General features: G+C 68.1%; 15 protein-coding genes. 12 read left to right on the top strand and 3 right to left on the bottom strand.

The window, feature by feature from the left end; all coding sequences use genetic code 11:
* Positions 1-260: 260 nt before the first annotated feature.
* The 6 genes from AC1RRW_RS14980 to AC1RRW_RS14955 all read left to right on the top strand — a co-directional run bounded on the left by AC1RRW_RS14980 (position 261) and on the right by AC1RRW_RS14955 (position 7821).
* Positions 261-1412, top strand: a complete 1152-nt coding sequence (locus tag AC1RRW_RS14980) for an ROK family protein (RefSeq protein WP_492901570.1) — start codon at positions 261-263, stop codon at positions 1410-1412.
* Positions 1409-2926 (top strand): sugar ABC transporter ATP-binding protein, encoded by a 1518-nt coding sequence (locus tag AC1RRW_RS14975; RefSeq protein ID WP_492901569.1) that lies wholly within the window; start codon positions 1409-1411, stop codon positions 2924-2926. The genes AC1RRW_RS14980 and AC1RRW_RS14975 overlap by 4 nt, the downstream gene beginning before the upstream one ends.
* Positions 2913-3932 (top strand): ABC transporter permease, encoded by a 1020-nt coding sequence (locus AC1RRW_RS14970; protein ID WP_492901568.1) that lies wholly within the window; start codon positions 2913-2915, stop codon positions 3930-3932. The genes AC1RRW_RS14975 and AC1RRW_RS14970 overlap by 14 nt, the downstream gene beginning before the upstream one ends.
* Positions 3933-3961: 29 nt before the next feature.
* The gene (locus AC1RRW_RS14965; RefSeq protein ID WP_492901567.1) at positions 3962-4930 is read left to right on the top strand and encodes a substrate-binding domain-containing protein; all 969 of its coding nucleotides are present in this window, start codon (positions 3962-3964) and stop codon (positions 4928-4930) included.
* A gap of 64 nt (positions 4931-4994) precedes the next feature.
* A complete protein-coding gene (locus AC1RRW_RS14960) occupies positions 4995-6158 on the top strand; it encodes a Gfo/Idh/MocA family protein (RefSeq protein WP_492901566.1) in 1164 nt (387 codons plus the stop codon).
* Positions 6159-6321: 163 nt separating this feature from the next.
* Positions 6322-7821: a phosphomannomutase/phosphoglucomutase gene (locus AC1RRW_RS14955; RefSeq protein ID WP_492901565.1), complete on the top strand. Its 1500-nt coding sequence runs from the start codon at positions 6322-6324 to the stop codon at positions 7819-7821.
* Between the two features lie 20 nt (positions 7822-7841).
* Here AC1RRW_RS14955 and AC1RRW_RS14950 read toward each other — a convergent pair whose 3' ends face one another.
* The 3 genes from AC1RRW_RS14950 to AC1RRW_RS14940 all read right to left on the bottom strand — a co-directional run bounded on the left by AC1RRW_RS14950 (position 7842) and on the right by AC1RRW_RS14940 (position 9739).
* Positions 7842-8483 (bottom strand): TadE/TadG family type IV pilus assembly protein, encoded by a 642-nt coding sequence (locus AC1RRW_RS14950; protein WP_492901564.1) that lies wholly within the window; start codon positions 8481-8483, stop codon positions 7842-7844.
* The gene (locus AC1RRW_RS14945; RefSeq protein WP_492901563.1) at positions 8480-9082 is read right to left on the bottom strand and encodes a TadE/TadG family type IV pilus assembly protein; all 603 of its coding nucleotides are present in this window, start codon (positions 9080-9082) and stop codon (positions 8480-8482) included. Before AC1RRW_RS14945 ends, AC1RRW_RS14950 begins: the two co-directional genes overlap by 4 nt.
* A gap of 150 nt (positions 9083-9232) precedes the next feature.
* On the bottom strand, positions 9233-9739 hold the full coding sequence (locus AC1RRW_RS14940; protein WP_492901562.1) for a pilus assembly protein N-terminal domain-containing protein: 507 nt from the start codon (positions 9737-9739) through the stop codon (positions 9233-9235).
* 415 nt (positions 9740-10154) lie between these two features.
* On the opposite strand from AC1RRW_RS14940, the gene AC1RRW_RS14935 reads away from it, so the two are divergent.
* The 6 genes from AC1RRW_RS14935 (at position 10155) to AC1RRW_RS14910 (ending at position 15371) form a co-directional block, all read left to right on the top strand.
* Positions 10155-10328, top strand: a complete 174-nt coding sequence (locus tag AC1RRW_RS14935; RefSeq protein ID WP_492901561.1) for a Flp family type IVb pilin — start codon at positions 10155-10157, stop codon at positions 10326-10328.
* A gap of 153 nt (positions 10329-10481) precedes the next feature.
* The gene (locus AC1RRW_RS14930; protein ID WP_492901560.1) at positions 10482-10994 is read left to right on the top strand and encodes an A24 family peptidase; all 513 of its coding nucleotides are present in this window, start codon (positions 10482-10484) and stop codon (positions 10992-10994) included.
* Positions 10995-11123: 129 nt separating this feature from the next.
* Positions 11124-11897: a Flp pilus assembly protein CpaB gene (gene cpaB / locus AC1RRW_RS14925; protein ID WP_492901559.1), complete on the top strand. Its 774-nt coding sequence runs from the start codon at positions 11124-11126 to the stop codon at positions 11895-11897.
* Positions 11894-13327, top strand: a complete 1434-nt coding sequence (locus AC1RRW_RS14920) for a type II and III secretion system protein family protein (RefSeq protein WP_492901558.1) — start codon at positions 11894-11896, stop codon at positions 13325-13327. Before cpaB ends, AC1RRW_RS14920 begins: the two co-directional genes overlap by 4 nt.
* Positions 13328-13389: 62 nt before the next feature.
* Positions 13390-14103, top strand: a complete 714-nt coding sequence (locus AC1RRW_RS14915; protein ID WP_492901557.1) for a CpaD family pilus assembly protein — start codon at positions 13390-13392, stop codon at positions 14101-14103.
* A complete protein-coding gene (locus AC1RRW_RS14910; RefSeq protein ID WP_492901556.1) occupies positions 14103-15371 on the top strand; it encodes a CpaE/TadZ family protein in 1269 nt (422 codons plus the stop codon). Before AC1RRW_RS14915 ends, AC1RRW_RS14910 begins: the two co-directional genes overlap by 1 nt.
* Positions 15372-15392: the final 21 nt, after the last annotated feature.

The raw sequence follows: 15392 nt of genomic DNA, 5'->3' as shown, positions 1-15392 counted from the left end.
GCCTTTCGAGAACCAAGCCGGAGACGAGGTTGCAGCACCGGCCGCCCTCCCGTCCAGTTCTCGCCGGTCCGCGATGGCCATCGCTTTCGACCCGACTTACGTCATGATTTGGCCGAAGTTCGGTCTTGAACGGGATCGCCGCGCTCGCCTAGCCTCACCGGCGGAGCGGCCAGAAGACCGCTAAGAGGAAACATCGGGAGGCGGACATCGCCCTGCCCTGGCGCCAGTTAAGCCCCGGCGAGCTCTCGCTGCTGGAGACCGTGTTCTGGTCCGGCGGCTGCGCGCGCCATTCGCTGGCCGAGACGCTCTCGTTCTCGCGCAGCAAGACCAATGCGCTCACGGCCGGACTTCTCGCGCAGGGCCTGCTCGACGAGGTCGGCGTCCGGCATTCGACCGGCGGCCGGCGGCCGGAGACGCTCAGGCTCCATGGCGATGTCGGCGTCGTCTTCGGCGTCGATATCGGCGCGACCAGCCTCGACCTCGCCCTGCTGCGGCCGGACCTCTCCATCGTCGCGCGCCATTCGCAGGCCGCCGACGTCCAGGCCGGCCCGGGGCCGATCATGGCGCGGCTGCGGGCGCTGATGCCGAAAATGCTCGCCGATAACGGACTGTCTCCGGACGACGTGCTCTCGGTCGGCATCGGCGTGCCGGGGCCGGTCAATTTCGCGGTCGGCCAGTTGGTCAATCCGCCGCTGATGCCGGGCTGGGATTCGTTCTCCATCCGCGACGACATGCGCGAGGTCACGCCGGTTCCCGTCTACGTCGACAACGACGTCAACCTGATGGCGCTCGGCGTGCTCTGGCGGCTGCACCGGCAGATCGAGAACTTCCTCGTCATCAAGATTGGCACCGGCATCGGCTGCGGCATCGTCTGCCATGGCGAGCTCTATCGCGGCGCGACCGGCTCGGCCGGCGATATCGGCCATATCGGACTCGATCCCGAGGGCCCGCTCTGCCGCTGCGGCAATCGCGGCTGCGTCGAGGCCATGGCCGCGGCGCCCGCCATCGTCGCGATGGCGCTGGAGGCCGCGCAATCGGGCAAAAGCCCCTGGCTCGCGGATCGGCTCGAAGCGGCCGGCAAGCTGGAGGCGGTCGATGTCGGCGCGGCCAGCCGCGCGGGCGACTCCGCCGCGGATGCGATCGTCAGGCGCTGCGGCCATCTGATCGGGCAGGTGCTGGCGGCGCTGGTCAATTTCTACAACCCCTCGCACATCTTCATCGGGGGCGGCGTCTCCGCCATCGGCCCGATGTTCCTGGCCGCGATCCGCCAGAGCGTGAACCAGCGCTCGCTCGCGCTTTCCACGCGCCATCTCGAGGTGACCTATGCGCCGCTCGGCGGCGATGCCGGGCTGGTCGGCGCCGGCGTTCTCGCCATGCGCGAGGCCTTGCGCAACGGAAGGGCCGCCGCATGAGCGCGCCCGTGTCCAGCAGAGGCGTCGGCGTCTCGTTCGACGGCGTCGTCAAGCGCTTCGGGCCGGTTGAGGTGCTGCACGGCGTCTCGTTTTCGCTCGAACCCGGCCGCGTCTACGGCCTGCTCGGCGAGAACGGCGCCGGCAAATCGACGCTGATGAGGATCCTCGCCGGCTTCGAGCAGGCGAGCGAGGGACGGGTCGCGATCGACGGCGAGCCGGTCTCCTTCCGCAGTTCGCGCGAGGCCGAGGCGCGCGGCATCGTCCTGATCCATCAGGAGTTCAGCCTCGCCGACGACCTCAGCATCGCCGGCAACGTCTTCCTCGGCCATGAGCGCCGCACGGGCTGGTTCCTCGACGAGCGCGCCATGCGCGCGGAGACAGAATCGGCGCTCAGGCAGGTCGGGCTCGACATCGACCCGGCGACGCCGGTGCGCCGGCTGATCGTCGCCGAGAAGCAACTGGTCGAGATCGCGAAAGCCCTGTCGCGCAAGGCGCGGCTTCTGATCATGGACGAGCCGACCGCGACGCTGACGCCGTCCGAGGCCGCGCGCCTGTTCGCGCTGATCCGGCAGATGCGGGCGGACGGTGTCACCGTGATCTACATCTCGCACAAGCTCGACGAGGTCGAGGCCATCACCGACGAGATCGTCGTGATGCGCGACGGCCGCTTCGTCGGGCGCGCCGCGACGGCCTCGGTCACGCGCCACGCCATGGCCACGATGATGGTCGGCCGCGAGATGGCGGACCTGTTTCCGCCGCGCCTGCGCGTCGATGAGGCGCTTCAGCCGGCGCTGCGCGCCCGCGAGGTCAGCGTGCCGGGATGGGCCAGGGATGCGAGCTTCGAGGTCCGCCCCGGCGAAATCCTCGGCTTCGCCGGTCTCGTCGGCGCGGGCCGCACCGAACTGTTCGAGGGCATTCTGGGCCTGCGTCCGGCGACCGGAGAGGTCGAGGTCGAGGGCAAGCCGCTGACGATCGGCTCGCTGCGCGAGGCGACGAGGCGCGGGCTGAGCTATCTGAGCGAGGACCGCAAGGGCAAGGGCCTGCATGTCGACTTTCCCTTGAGGCCGAACCTGACGCTGATGGCGCTGGAGCGCTATGCGAAACCCTGGCTCGACCCATCGGCCGAGAAGCAGGCGCTGGCCCGGGCGATCGGCGATTTCGGGATCCGCGCCGGCTCGCCCGGCGTCAGGGCCTCGTCGCTCTCCGGCGGCAACCAGCAGAAGCTGGCGCTGGCCAAGGTGCTCCATCCCGATCCCCGCGTCGTCATCCTCGACGAGCCGACGCGCGGCGTCGATGTCGGCGCCAAGCGCGAGATCTATTTCCTGATCCAGCGCCTGGCGCGGCAGGGGCTGGCGGTGATCGTCATCTCGTCGGAACTGCTGGAGCTGATCGGCCTCGCCCACCGCGTCTGCGTGATGCGGGCCGGCCGCATCGTCGCGACGCTCGGCGGCGACGAGTTGACCGAGGACATCATGATCGCCCACGCCACGGGGACGCGGCATGTCGCAGCCTGAAACGCAAGTCACGACCGAGGCCGGATCGCGCCGGAGCGAGGCGAAGGCGTCCTTCGCGGAGCGCCTCGGCAGCATCGGGCCGGTCGCGGGCCTGATCGCGCTCTGCATCGTCGGCACGCTGCTCAATGGCGACTTCGCCACGCCCGACAACCTGATGAACGTGCTCACCCGCACCGCCTTCATCGGCATCATCGCGGTGGGCATGTGCTTCGTCATCATCCTCGGCGGCATCGACCTCTCGGTCGGTTCGATGGCGGCGCTGATCGCCGGCTGCGTCATCATGTTCATGAACTGGGCCGCGCCCGCGCTCGGCTCAGACTTGCTCGCGGTCGTGCTCGGCGCGGGGCTGGCGGTCGTGCTGGGCGCGCTGTTCGGGCTGATCCACGGCGTGCTGATCGCGAAGGGCAGGATCGAGCCCTTCATCGTGACGCTCGGCACGCTCGGCATCTTCCGCGCCTATCTGACCTATTTCGCCGATGGCGGCGCGCTGACGCTGTCCAACACCCTCGCCGACCTCTACGCGCCGGTCTATTACGGCAGCGCGCTCGGCGTGCCCGTGCCGGTCTGGGTCTTCCTCGCGGTCGCGCTCGTCGGAGCGCTGATCCTGAACAAGACCGCCTATGGCCGCTACGTCCAGGCGATCGGCTCGAACGAGACCGTGGCGCGCTACGCCGCCGTCGACGTCGATCTGATCAAGATCGCGACCTACACGCTGCTCGGCATCTGCGTCGGCATCGCGACCCTGCTCTACGTGCCGCGGCTCGGCTCGGCCTCGCCGACCACCGGCCTGCTCTGGGAGCTCGAGGCGATCGCCTCCGTCATCGTCGGCGGAGCCGCGCTGAAAGGCGGCCAGGGCAGCATCGCCGGCACCGTCATCGGCGCGATCCTGCTCTCGGTGATCAGCAACATCCTCAATCTGACGAGCATCATCAGCGTCTACCTGAACGCAGCCGTGCAGGGCTTCGTCATCATCACCGTCGCGTTTCTGCAGAAGGGCCGCCGCTAGGGCGCGGCTCACAAAAGGGAGAGAAGACCATGCCGTTCCAGACCAGACGCAACCTGCTGACATCGGCCGCAGCCGCCGTCGCGCTCGGCTTCGCCGGCCATGTCTCCGCCGCCGAACCGGTCAATCTCGGCGTCTCGATCCCGGCCGCGACCCACAGTTTCATGGGCGGGATCAACTACTGGGCCAACCAGGCCAAGAAGGATCTCGAGGCCAGGAACAAGGACCTCAGGATCACGATCCGTACAGCCGCCAACGCGACCGAGCAGGCGAACCAGCTCCAGGACCTGAGCTCGGTCAACAAGATCAACGCGCTCGTCGTCTTCCCCTTCGAGTCGGCTGCGCTGACGCGGCCGGTCGCGAATGTGAAGGCCAAGGGGGCCTATGTGACCGTGGTCGATCGCGGCCTGACCGACACCTCGGCGCAGGACGCCTATGTCGCCGGCGACAACACCGCCTTCGGCAGGATCCCGGCCGAATACATCGCCAGGATGCTGGGCGGAAAGGGCAATGTCGTCGCGCTGCGCGGCATCCCGACCACGCTCGACACCGAGCGCATGGAGGCCTTCGCCGGCGTGCTCAAGGCCTATCCGGACATCAAGCTGCTCGACGCGAAATTCGCCAACTGGAACCGCGACGACGCCTTCAAGGTGACGCAGGACTTCCTGACGCGCTTCAAGGAGATCGACGCCTTCTGGGCGGCGGACGACGACATGGCCTTCGGGGCGCTGCGCGCGATCGAGCAGGCCGGGCGCAAGGACATCAGGCTGATCTTCGGCGGCGCCGGGGCCAAGGACATGGTCAAGGTCATCCTCGACGGCTCCGATCCCCGCATCGGCGCCAATGTCAGCTACTCGCCGAAATTCATCTACGACGCGATCAAGCTGACGGCCGAGGCGCGGCTGAAGGGCGAGAAGCTGCCGGCGACGACGATCATCCCCTCGGTGCTGATCGACAAGACCAACGCCAAGGACTTCTACTTCCCCGACTCGCCGTTCTGAACCCGGCGCCCCTTCCCGCGGCCGCCGCCTTCGCGGCGGCCGACCTGCCATGATGGACGATGCCATGAGCGAGGAAACCCCGCGCAAGCTGCGCTATGCGATGATCGGCGGCGGGCGCGACGCCTTCATCGGCGCGGTGCATCGCCACGCCATCGCGCTCGACGGGCTTGCCGAACTCGCCGCCGGCGCGCTGTCGTCGACGCCCGAGCGCGCGCTGGCCTCGGGGCGGGCGCTGGGGCTCGCGAGCGAGCGCAATCACGGAAGCTGGCAGGATCTGCTCGACGACGAGCTGAAACGCGCGGCCGGCGAGCGCATCGACCTCGTCTCGATCGTCACGCCGACCGATACGCATTTCGAGATCGCGCGGGCCTTCGTCGAATCAGGCTTCCATGTCGTCTGCGACAAGCCGCTGGTCCATACCGGCGAGCAGGCCGACGCGCTCGTCGCGGCGGTCGCCGCGCGCGGCGCGGTCTTCGGCGTGACCTACAACTATACCGGCTACCCGATGGTGCGGCAGGCGCGCGAGATGGTGCGCGCGGGCGTGATCGGCCCGGTCCGCAAGGTCGTTGTCGAATACAACCAGGGCTGGCTCGCGACCGCGCTGGAGGAGACCGGCAACAAGCAGGCGGGCTGGCGCACCGATCCGGCCCGCGGCGGGCTCGCCGGCGCGCTCGGCGACATCGGCTCCCACGCGGAAAACCTCGTCGCCACCGTGACGGGACTTCGGATCGAGGAACTGGTCGCCGACCTGACCGCGCTCGTGCCGGGACGCGCGCTCGACGACGACGCCAGCGTGCTGCTGCGCTTCGAGGGCGGGGCGCGCGGCGTGCTCGTCGCCTCGCAGGTCAACGCCGGGCTGGAGAACGATCTGCGCCTGCGCGTCTCGGGCGCGCTCGGCACGCTGGAATGGCGACAGGAAAGGCCCAGCCGCCTGGTGCATTACCGGCTCGACGGCGCGAAGCAGATCCTGACCCGCGGCTCGCCCTGGCTTAGCGCCTCGGCCCAGGCCGCGAGCCGCATCCCGGCCGGCCACCCCGAAGGCTTCATCGAGGCCTTCGCCAACATCTACCGCGGCGTCGCGGCCGATATACGTGCCCGGCGGGCCGGCGGCGTGACCGACCCGCTCGCCGCCGACTATCCCCGAGTCGAGGACGGCGCGCGCGGCGTGCATTTCATCGAGCGCGCCGTGGAATCCTCGCGACGGGGGCGCTGGCTGACGCTCGGCTGAGCGATGCGGTTCGATCGTGGCGCAGCCTCGATCCGGGCCGCCCTGCCCGGCGCCGGCCGATAACGCGTTTCCCATCTCGGCGGCTATCGGCTATGGCTTGCGCGCGTCAGTCCCCGGTCCTGCTTCCAAGGCCGGCGAAATTCCTCTGCCGATGGATGGCCCGATGTTTCCCAAGCCTCTGCCCGAGCTCTTCCCGAACACCTTCGACTACGAGTCGCTTCCGATGGTGAAGCCGACCGGCTTCCGCGAATACGACGCGCGCTGGTTCTTCGGCAAAGAGTTGAACCTGATGGGCGTGCAGGCCGTCGGCATGGGGCTCGGCACGCTGATCCGGCGCATGGGCGTCAAGCCGGAGATCGTCACCGGACACGATTTCCGCGGCTATTCCTCCTCGATCAAGATGGCGCTGGTCACCGGCCTGATGGCGGCCGGCTGCAAGGTCCACGATATCGGGCTCGCCATGTCGCCGATGGCCTATTTCGCGCAGTTTTCGCTCGACGTGCCCTGCGTCGCCATGGTCACCGCCTCGCATAACGACAATGGCTGGACCGGCATCAAGATGGGCGCGCAGCGTCCCGTCACCTTCGGCCCCGACGAGATGGGGCGGCTGCGCGACATCGTGCTGGCCGGCGATTTCGACCTGTCCGGCGGCGGCTCCTATCAGTTCGTGCCGGACTTCCCGGAGGTCTACTTCAAGGACCTGACCAGCCGCCCGAAGATCACGCGCAAGCTCCGCGTCATCGCCGCCTGCGGCAACGGCACGGCCGGCGCGTTCGCGCCGAAGATCCTGGAGGCGCTCGGCTGCGAGGTCATCCCGATGGATGCCAAGCTCGACCACACCTTTCCGCGCTACAATCCCAACCCCGAAGACATGAAGATGCTTCACGCCATGGCCGACGCCGTGAAGGAGCACGGCGCCGATGTCGCGCTCGGCTTCGACGGCGACGGCGACCGCTGCGGCGTCGTCGACAACCATGGCGAGGAGATCTTCGCCGACAAGATCGGCGTGATGCTGGCGCGCGATCTGGGCAAGCTCCATCCGGGCGCGCAGTTCGTCGTCGACGTCAAGTCGACCGGCCTGTTCGACACCGATCCGGAGTTGCAGCGCCTCGGCGTCAAGACCGATTACTGGAAGACCGGCCACTCCTACATCAAGCGCCGCGTGCGCGACCTGAACGCGCTCGCCGGCTTCGAGAAGTCCGGCCACTTCTTCTTCAACGCCCCGGTCGGGCGCGGCTATGACGACGGCGTCGTCACCGCGATCGCGGTGATCGACATGCTCGACCGCAACCCGGGCAAGTCGATGGCCGAACTCTACGCCGCCGTGCCCAAGACCTGGGGCACGCCGACCATGGCGGCCAAATGCGCCGACGAGATCAAATACGAGGTCTCCGATCGCGTCACCAAGGCGGTGGAGGCGATGCAGGCGAAAGGCGAGAGCTTCGCCGGCCAGCCGATCCGTTCGGTCGTCACCGTCAACGGCGTGCGCGTCACGACGCAGGACGGCAGCTGGGCGCTGGTGCGCGCCTCGTCCAACAAGCCGGAGTTGGTCGTGGTCTGCGAGAGCCCGGTCTCGGAAGCGCGCATGCGCGAGATGTTCGCCGCGATCGACGGCGTGCTGCGGAGCAACCCGGAAGTGGGGGCCTACAACCAGACGATCTGACGATCCGACGCGGGCATGCTTCAGAAGCCCGGGCACATCGGCGTCGCGGGCGTTCCCGTGCGCTCGACCTGCTCGACGCTGCCCACGCCGCCAACCTTGCCGATGCGCGGGCGCATGTAGATCGGCGTATCGCCAATGCTGATCGTGCCAGTGATCATGTATCCGATCACCGGCGCGAAATCATAAGACGCCCGCGCCATGATCAGCGAGGTGTTGGGAACCCGGAGGTCGCTCGGCAGCGTCACGGCCGCACCGCGCGCGAGCGCGGTCGAGTTGCGCTGGGCGCTCCAGCAGACCCTGGCCGCGCCGGCCGCGTCGATCACCACGCTCGAGATCACCATGCGCGTCGCGCCCGCCGAATAGGGCGTCATCACCGAGAGCGCGGCATCGAAGATGTTGCCGAGATCGGTGTCGTTGAGGGAAGACGTTTGCGCCGTCAGGTCTGCCAAAGCGCGGTTGAGCTGCGTCACCTTGCGATCGGCCATGACCGCCTGGGCCGTTTCGACGACGCCGAAATAGACCGCCAGCAGGGCCGGCAGGATCATCGCGAACTCGACGGCGGCGACGCCGCGACGATCGGCGGCGACACGCCTGACGAGGCGGCGCAGCGCGGCGCGGTTGCGGCCTGGCGAGAAGGCGCGGCGGAGCTTGATCGGGATCATGTCGCGGGCACGAACGGTTCGGACTTGAAGGTGGTCGAGGCGACGAGCGCGCGCTTGCCAGCGCCGATATTGGCGAGAGCCGTGCTCCATCGCGCGAAGATCAGGTCGTATTCCAGCACCGCCCTGACCACGACGATCTGGCCGGGCCCGGTCTGGTTGTAGCTGAAGCCGTTGGTGTTGAGCGAGCCGCCGCTGACCGGATTCGAAGCCGACGTTCCCGACTGCGCCCCCGAGAACGAGGCATAGCTGCGCACGTCGATGAACACCCTCGAGCAATTGACGAGCGCCGGCGCCTGGGCGCAGACGGCGTCGCGGAAGGCGGCGGTGTTCGCGGCGTTGCCGGCCGACGCCGGATATGTGGACTGCGCCTGCCCCGTCAGGACCTGCCGCGAGGCCTGCGTCACGGCTTCCTCCAGAACCTGGTTGGTCCAGAACATCAGCGCGGTTTCGAATATGGCGAACAGCAACGCAAGGAAGGGCGTCAGCACCAACGCGAACTCGACTGCGGTCGCGCCGTCCTGATCGCGTCGAAAGCGGCCGAGGAGGCCGCGCCGCCTGGGAACTGGCAGGGTCTCGGTAGGGGCCGGTTGGTCCGTCATGCGCTTCTGGCGTCCGGTTTTCATTCAGGTTTCCGACTGAAATCTAGCCGAAAACACTTGCCGATCCGTTAGAGTCGCCTCGCGCTACGATTTGAGGCCGTTAGCGAAGCGTTCACCTTCGCTCAGGCCGCCTTTTCGCACCCTCTGCGGTTATTTCGGGGCTCCGGTCGCGGCGGCGCTCCGGCTGGCCGCCTGGCCTCCGACCTCTCCGAAAAAGCGCTGGACGTCCCCGAGCCTGACCGTCGGCTGGCAGGATGGCGTGCAGGAATAGCTTTCGCGCTCGAGCCCGCGCTGCACCGTCAGCACTGAATCGGACGCCGCGCCCACGCGCACGAGCGATTCCGCCAGCAGCGCGCCGCTGGCGTCGAGGGCGATCAGATTGGTGACGCCGAAACTCTTGCCGGTCACCACCATCACGCCATTGCGCTGGACCGAGACGTCGGCGATGCCGGGATTGCCGACGATCACCGTCTGCGCCTTCTCCGGCAAACGCACGACCTTGGCGTAGTCGACCATCACCGCGACCGTTTCCGGCACAGTCGTCTGGGCGGCGACGGCGGCGCCGGATGCGCCTAGGGCCAGCCCGGATGCGAGCAGGATCGCGGCGGGACGGGAGCCGGCGCGCCGCGGCCCGGCGACATGCGAAACAGCGGACATGGACTGCGCCTCAAGATTTGCCACCCGTGCAGGAAAGCGCAGAATGATGAATCAATCCCTAACGAACGTCCGCCGAGGGCTTTGAGCGGCGAGAATTCGGCCGGCTTCATCGGATTGTTTCAGGGCCATACCGCTTCCGGGCGAACTCCCCGCGAGACGGAAACAGATTATAATCTTCAATTCCAGGGAAAGATACTGCATGTAACTCGCATCCCAGCGCATGCCTACCATCGTGATTGTATTTAGTCTTATCAATTCAGCGTTAACCATCGGAAGCACGTTTCCGGATTCGAGCGAATTCTTCAATCCCTTTAATAGATCGGCAAGAGGAGCGCGGTAATGTCCATGTGTCGCTGACCGAAGCCGTTCAGAGCGAAGGCAGCAGTCAAACCGTGGTGTAACAAGGAGTTCTCCCATGACCAATCTCTTCGCTCGTTTCGTCAAGGACGAATCCGGCGCGACCGCCATCGAATACGGCCTGATCGCCGCCCTCGTCGCCGTGATCTGCATCACCGGCCTGACGCTGCTCGGCAACAACCTGACGGCGCTGTTCACGCGTATCGCCAACCGCCTGACCGGCGTCGGCTAATCCCGCGCCGCATGTCTGATCGTCGAACGCCCCGGCCAACGCCGGGGCGTTCTGCGTCCAAGCCTCCCGCATCGCGAGCTTTCTTCCTCTCCCGGTAAGGCTTTGGTGAGAGGCAGAGGTCATGATGCAGCCTACCCATTCGAGGATCGACGGATGTCGCTGTCGCTGATCGCCCTGCTCGTCGTCTTCCCGGCCGCCATGGCCTTCGCCGCGGCGAGCGACCTCGTCTCGATGACGATCTCGAACAGGTTATGCCTTCTGCTGCTCGTCGCCTTCGCGCTCTGCGCCGGCCTGCTCGGACTGTCCTGGAGCCAGATCGGCTGGCATCTCGCGGCCGGCGGCCTCGTTCTGGCGATCTGCTTCGGCCTCTTCGCCGCGGGCTGGATCGGCGGCGGCGACGCCAAGCTCGCGGCGGCGACCGCGCTCTGGTTCGGTTTCGGCCAGCTCCTGCCCTATTTTCTGCTCGCGGCCTTCTTCGGCGGGGTTCTGACCCTGCTTCTGCTAAACTTCCGCTGGGCGCCCCTGCCGGCCATCGCCGCGCGCTGGTCGTGGGCGCAGCGCCTGCACGCCGCCAATCAGGGCGTGCCCTACGGCGTCGCGCTGGGATTCTCGGCGCTGTTCATCCTGCCGCACACGTCCCTCTGGAAGGCCGCCATCGGCGTCTGAACGGAGCGCGGATCGCCGCCGCGCAAGGCGGTCGGGAAAAAAAGATACGTCCGATTAACCATAAGTTGACGATTTCGACCGCAGCATCCTCGCCGAGCGCCAACTCGTTTTGGCTGAGGGTCTGTCGCAATGAGTCCCGCCCGCATCATCGTTCTGGTCGTGGCCCTGCTCGCCGGCGTCGGTGCGGCCGTGCTGATCCAGCAGCCGTCGCAGACCCCGGCGCCGGCGGCCCGCATCGAGGCGGCTCCGACCGTGCCCGTGCTGGTGGCCGCCGCCGACATCCCCCTCGGCAACACCATTTCCGCCACCGATCTGCGCTGGCTCGACTGGCCCGCGGCCGGCGTTCCGGCCGGCGTCGTGCGCAAGGATGAGGCGCCCCAGGCCGAGGCCGAGCTGGTCGGCCAGGTCGCGCGCTACGCCTTGCTCGGTTCCGAGCCGATCCGCCGTGAGAAGCTGATCAAGACGGACGGCACCGGCTTTCTCTCCGCGGTGCTGCCGTCCGGCAGACGCGCCATCGCGATCTCGACCGACAGCCGCGGCGCCAACACGGCCGGCGGCTTCATCCTGCCGAACGACCGCGTCGACGTGATCCGCACCTACAAGGAGGAGGCGCCGGGCCAGCCCGAGACCTTCCTCAGCCAGACCATCCTAACCAATGTGCGCGTGCTGGCGATCGGCCAGAACATCCAGGAGCGAAACGGCGAGAAGGTCGTCATCGGCGAAACGGCGACCCTCGAGCTTCTTCCCCGCCAGGTCGAAATCGTCGCCCAGGGCCAGCGCAGCGGCGCCCTGTCGCTGGCGCTCCGCAGCCTCAAGGATGCAGGCGAAGCCGACCAGGCGGTCGATGACGGCGCACTGACCCTCGTGCGCCACGGCGTCACCAGCAGAAGCGTGAAACCATGACCGTCAAACGCACCGCAATCCCCGCCGCGCTCGTTCTGCTGCTCGCCGGGCCAGCGCTGGCCCAGTCGACCGGGCCGGCCCCGGTCCTGAATGTCGGGGCGAGCGAGCATGCGATCTCGCGCAAGCTCGATCTCTCGATCGGCCGATCCCTGATCGTCGAGCTGCCGCGCGACGCCAAGGAGGTCTTCGTCGCCAATCCGAAGGTGGCCAACGCGGTCGTCCGCTCGGCCCGCAAGCTCTTCATCATCGGCATCGCCGACGGCAACACCTCGATGTTCGTCATCGACGCCGAGGGCCGGCAGATCTCGGCGCTCGAGATCGAGGTCGGGCGCGATCTCAACGTGTTGCGCCAGACCCTGCGCAGCGCGATGCCGCGCGCCCAGATCGAGGTCAAGGCGGCCGGCACCTCGATCCTGCTGGTCGGCACCGTCGCCAACGCCTCCGAGGCGACGCAGGCCGTCGACATCGCCAACGCGTTCGTGGGCACCGCGGGCGGCCTGTTCGCCACGAGCAAGGGCGCGGTGATCAACTCGCTCGCCATCCGCGGCCGCGACCAGGTCATGGTCAAGGTCGTCGTCTCCGAGGTCTCGCGCAAGGCGATCAAGCAGCTCGGCATCAATTCGACCGGCGAGTGGAAGCTCGGCAACTTCTCGGTTATGCCGTCGCTCGACAACCCGCTGCCGCTATCGCCGCAGGCGCTGTCGGCCACCGCGATCACCGCCGGGCTCGGCAATTCGACGAACTTCACCCTGCGCGCCCTGGAGCGCGCCGGCCTGTCGCGCGTGCTGGCCGAGCCGACCGTGACCGCGATCTCGGGCGAAAGCGCCAAGTTCACGGCCGGCGGCGAAGTTCCGGTTCCAAAGGGCTACACCTGTGATTTAAGCGCCCGGTGCACGCTGAACATCGAGTACCGGCCCGTCGGCGTGGCGCTGAACTTCACGCCGATCGTGCTGTCCGACAACAAGATCAGCATGCGCATCGCAACCGAGGTGACCGAGCTCGATTTCGAGAACCAGATTCGGCTGAGCGACAACAACCAGGCGGCCATCAACGCGCCGGCCTTCCGGGTCCGCAAGTCCGACACGACGGTCGAACTTCCCTCGGGCGGCACGCTCGCCACCGCCGGGCTGATCCAGCGCGTCTCGAAATCCTCGCTAAACGGCCTGCCCGGGCTGATGAACCTGCCGGTGATCGGCGTGCTGTTCCGCTCGCGCGACTACCAGCGCGAGGAGACGGAGCTGATGATCACCGCCACGCCCTACATCGCCAAGCCGATGGAGCCCAATCAGGTCCAGCGTCCCGATGACGGCTTCGTCGAGTCCCATGACGCGCAGGCCGTGCTGCTCGGGCGTCTCAACAAGATCTACGGCACCAATGGCGGGGCAGCGCCGCAGGCCTACAAGGGCCGCGTCGGCTTCATCGCGGACTGAGAGCGCCGGACAGGCGGCATAGGGATGGCGAGGTCATGATGGTTCGATCACAGCAAGGCAGCATGCGGCGCGGACCCGGCCTCGCGGCAGCGGTTGGAGCGGGGCTGCTGCTCGGCGCTTGCGCCGCCAAGGGCGACCTGACCGCCTCGATCACGCCGACCGACGTGCGCGACCGTCACCCGATCGTGCTGCGCGACGCGCCGCGCTCGCTCGACGTCTTCGTCGGCCGCGCCGGAGCGCCGCTCGATCCGCGCCAGGCCGAGGACGTCAGGGAATTCGCCCAGGAGTATCGCCGCAGCGGCCGCGGCGGGCTGGTCGCGCAGGTTCCGACCGGCACGCGCCGCGAGGCCGCCTCGAATGACGCGCTCGCCGGCATCCGCGCCGCGCTGGCGCGCGGCGGCGTGCCCGCCGCCTATCTCTCGGTCACGACCTACCAGGTCAACGATCCCGGCCTCGCCTCGCCGATCCGCCTGACTTTCGGCGCGCTCCAAGCCCAGGTGCCGCATTCCTGCGGCCAGTGGCCGAAGGACACCGGCGCTTCCGATTTCCAGAATTCCGCTTCCAACGAGCCCTACTGGAATTTCGGCTGCGCCAGCCAGGCGACGCTGGCCGCGCAGGTGGCCGATCCGATCGATCTGGTGAGGGCCCGCGGCGAGGGCCGATCCGACATGGTCAAGCGGATGAACGCCATCGGCAAGCTGCGCGAGGGCAAGGACCCCTCGACCCAGTACCGGCAGGAAACGCCCCAGATCAATTCCGCCGTCGGAGGCCGTTGATGGACGCCGAACAGGGCGCGCAGCCGCGTCATCAGGCCTTGGTCTCGGGCGAGGACGTCATCGCGCCGCTGCCGCGCATCACGCTGCAGGCCTTCTGCGAAACGCAGGGCGTGGCGGCGACCATGCAGGCGGCGATCGCCGACCGGCGCATGGACAAGGCCCATGCCCGCATCCAGATGGGCGGTCCGGCGGCCGCCGTCGAGGCGTTCCGCGCCGCGCCGACGCCCAACATCATCGTGCTGGAGACGGTCTCCGAGCCGGCATCGCTGATCGGCCATCTCGATTCGCTCTCCGAGAGCTGCGACGCCGGCACCAAGGTCGTCGTCATCGGGCATGTCAACGACGTCCAGCTCTATCGCGACCTGATCCGCCGCGGCGTCAGCGAGTATCTGATCGCGCCTCTTGGCACGCTCGACGTGCTGCGGACGCTGTCGGAGCTCTACGTCTCGGCGAGCGCCCGCAATCTCGGCCGCGTCATCGCGGTGCTCGGCGCCAAGGGCGGCGTCGGCGCCTCGACGGTCGCTCATAACGTCGCCTGGGCGATCGCGCGCAATCTCGACGCCCAGACCGTCATCGTCGATCTCGACATCCCCTTCGGCACGGCCGGTCTCGACTTCAACCAGGATCCGCCGCAGGGCGTCGCCGAGGCGGTGTTCGCCCCCGAGCGGCTCGACGCCAACATGCTCGACCGGCTGCTCTCGCGCTGCAGCGACAACCTCGGCCTGCTCGCCGCGCCGGCGATGCTGGACCGCACCATAGACCTTTCCGAGGATGCGTTCGACCAGCTCTTCGACCTGCTGCGCGCCAGCGTTCCCTGCGTGGTGCTCGATGTGCCGCATGTCTGGAGCGCCTGGGTCAAGCGGGCGCTGATCGGGGCCGACGAGGTCGTCGTCGTCGCGGCGCCCGAACTCGCCTCGCTGCGCAACGCCAAGAACCTGATCGATCTCGCGCGCGCCAGCCGGCCCAACGATTCAGGCGCGCGCCTGGTGCTGAACCAGGTCGGCGTGCCCAAGCGCCCGGAGATAGACGCGGCCGAATTCGCCAAGGCGCTCGGCGTCGAGGTCCTGACCTCGATCCCCTTCGACGCGCAGCTTTTCGGCACGGCCGCGAACAACGGCCAGATGATCGCCGAGGTCCAGCCCACCGGCAAGGTCAGCGAGGCCTTCGTCCAGATCGCCAGCGCCCTGACCGGGCGCGGCGAGGCCAAGCGCGGCAAGCGCGGCCTGTTCGAGCCGCTCGTCGCCAAGCTCAAGCGTCGCAAGGCCTGAGCATGATCCGCGATGGGACGG

The organism is Allobosea sp. GW821-FHT12C12, assembly GCF_058807355.1.
The sequence above is the reverse complement of the archived record's forward strand: the minus strand, read 5'-3'. Positions and strand labels throughout refer to the sequence as shown.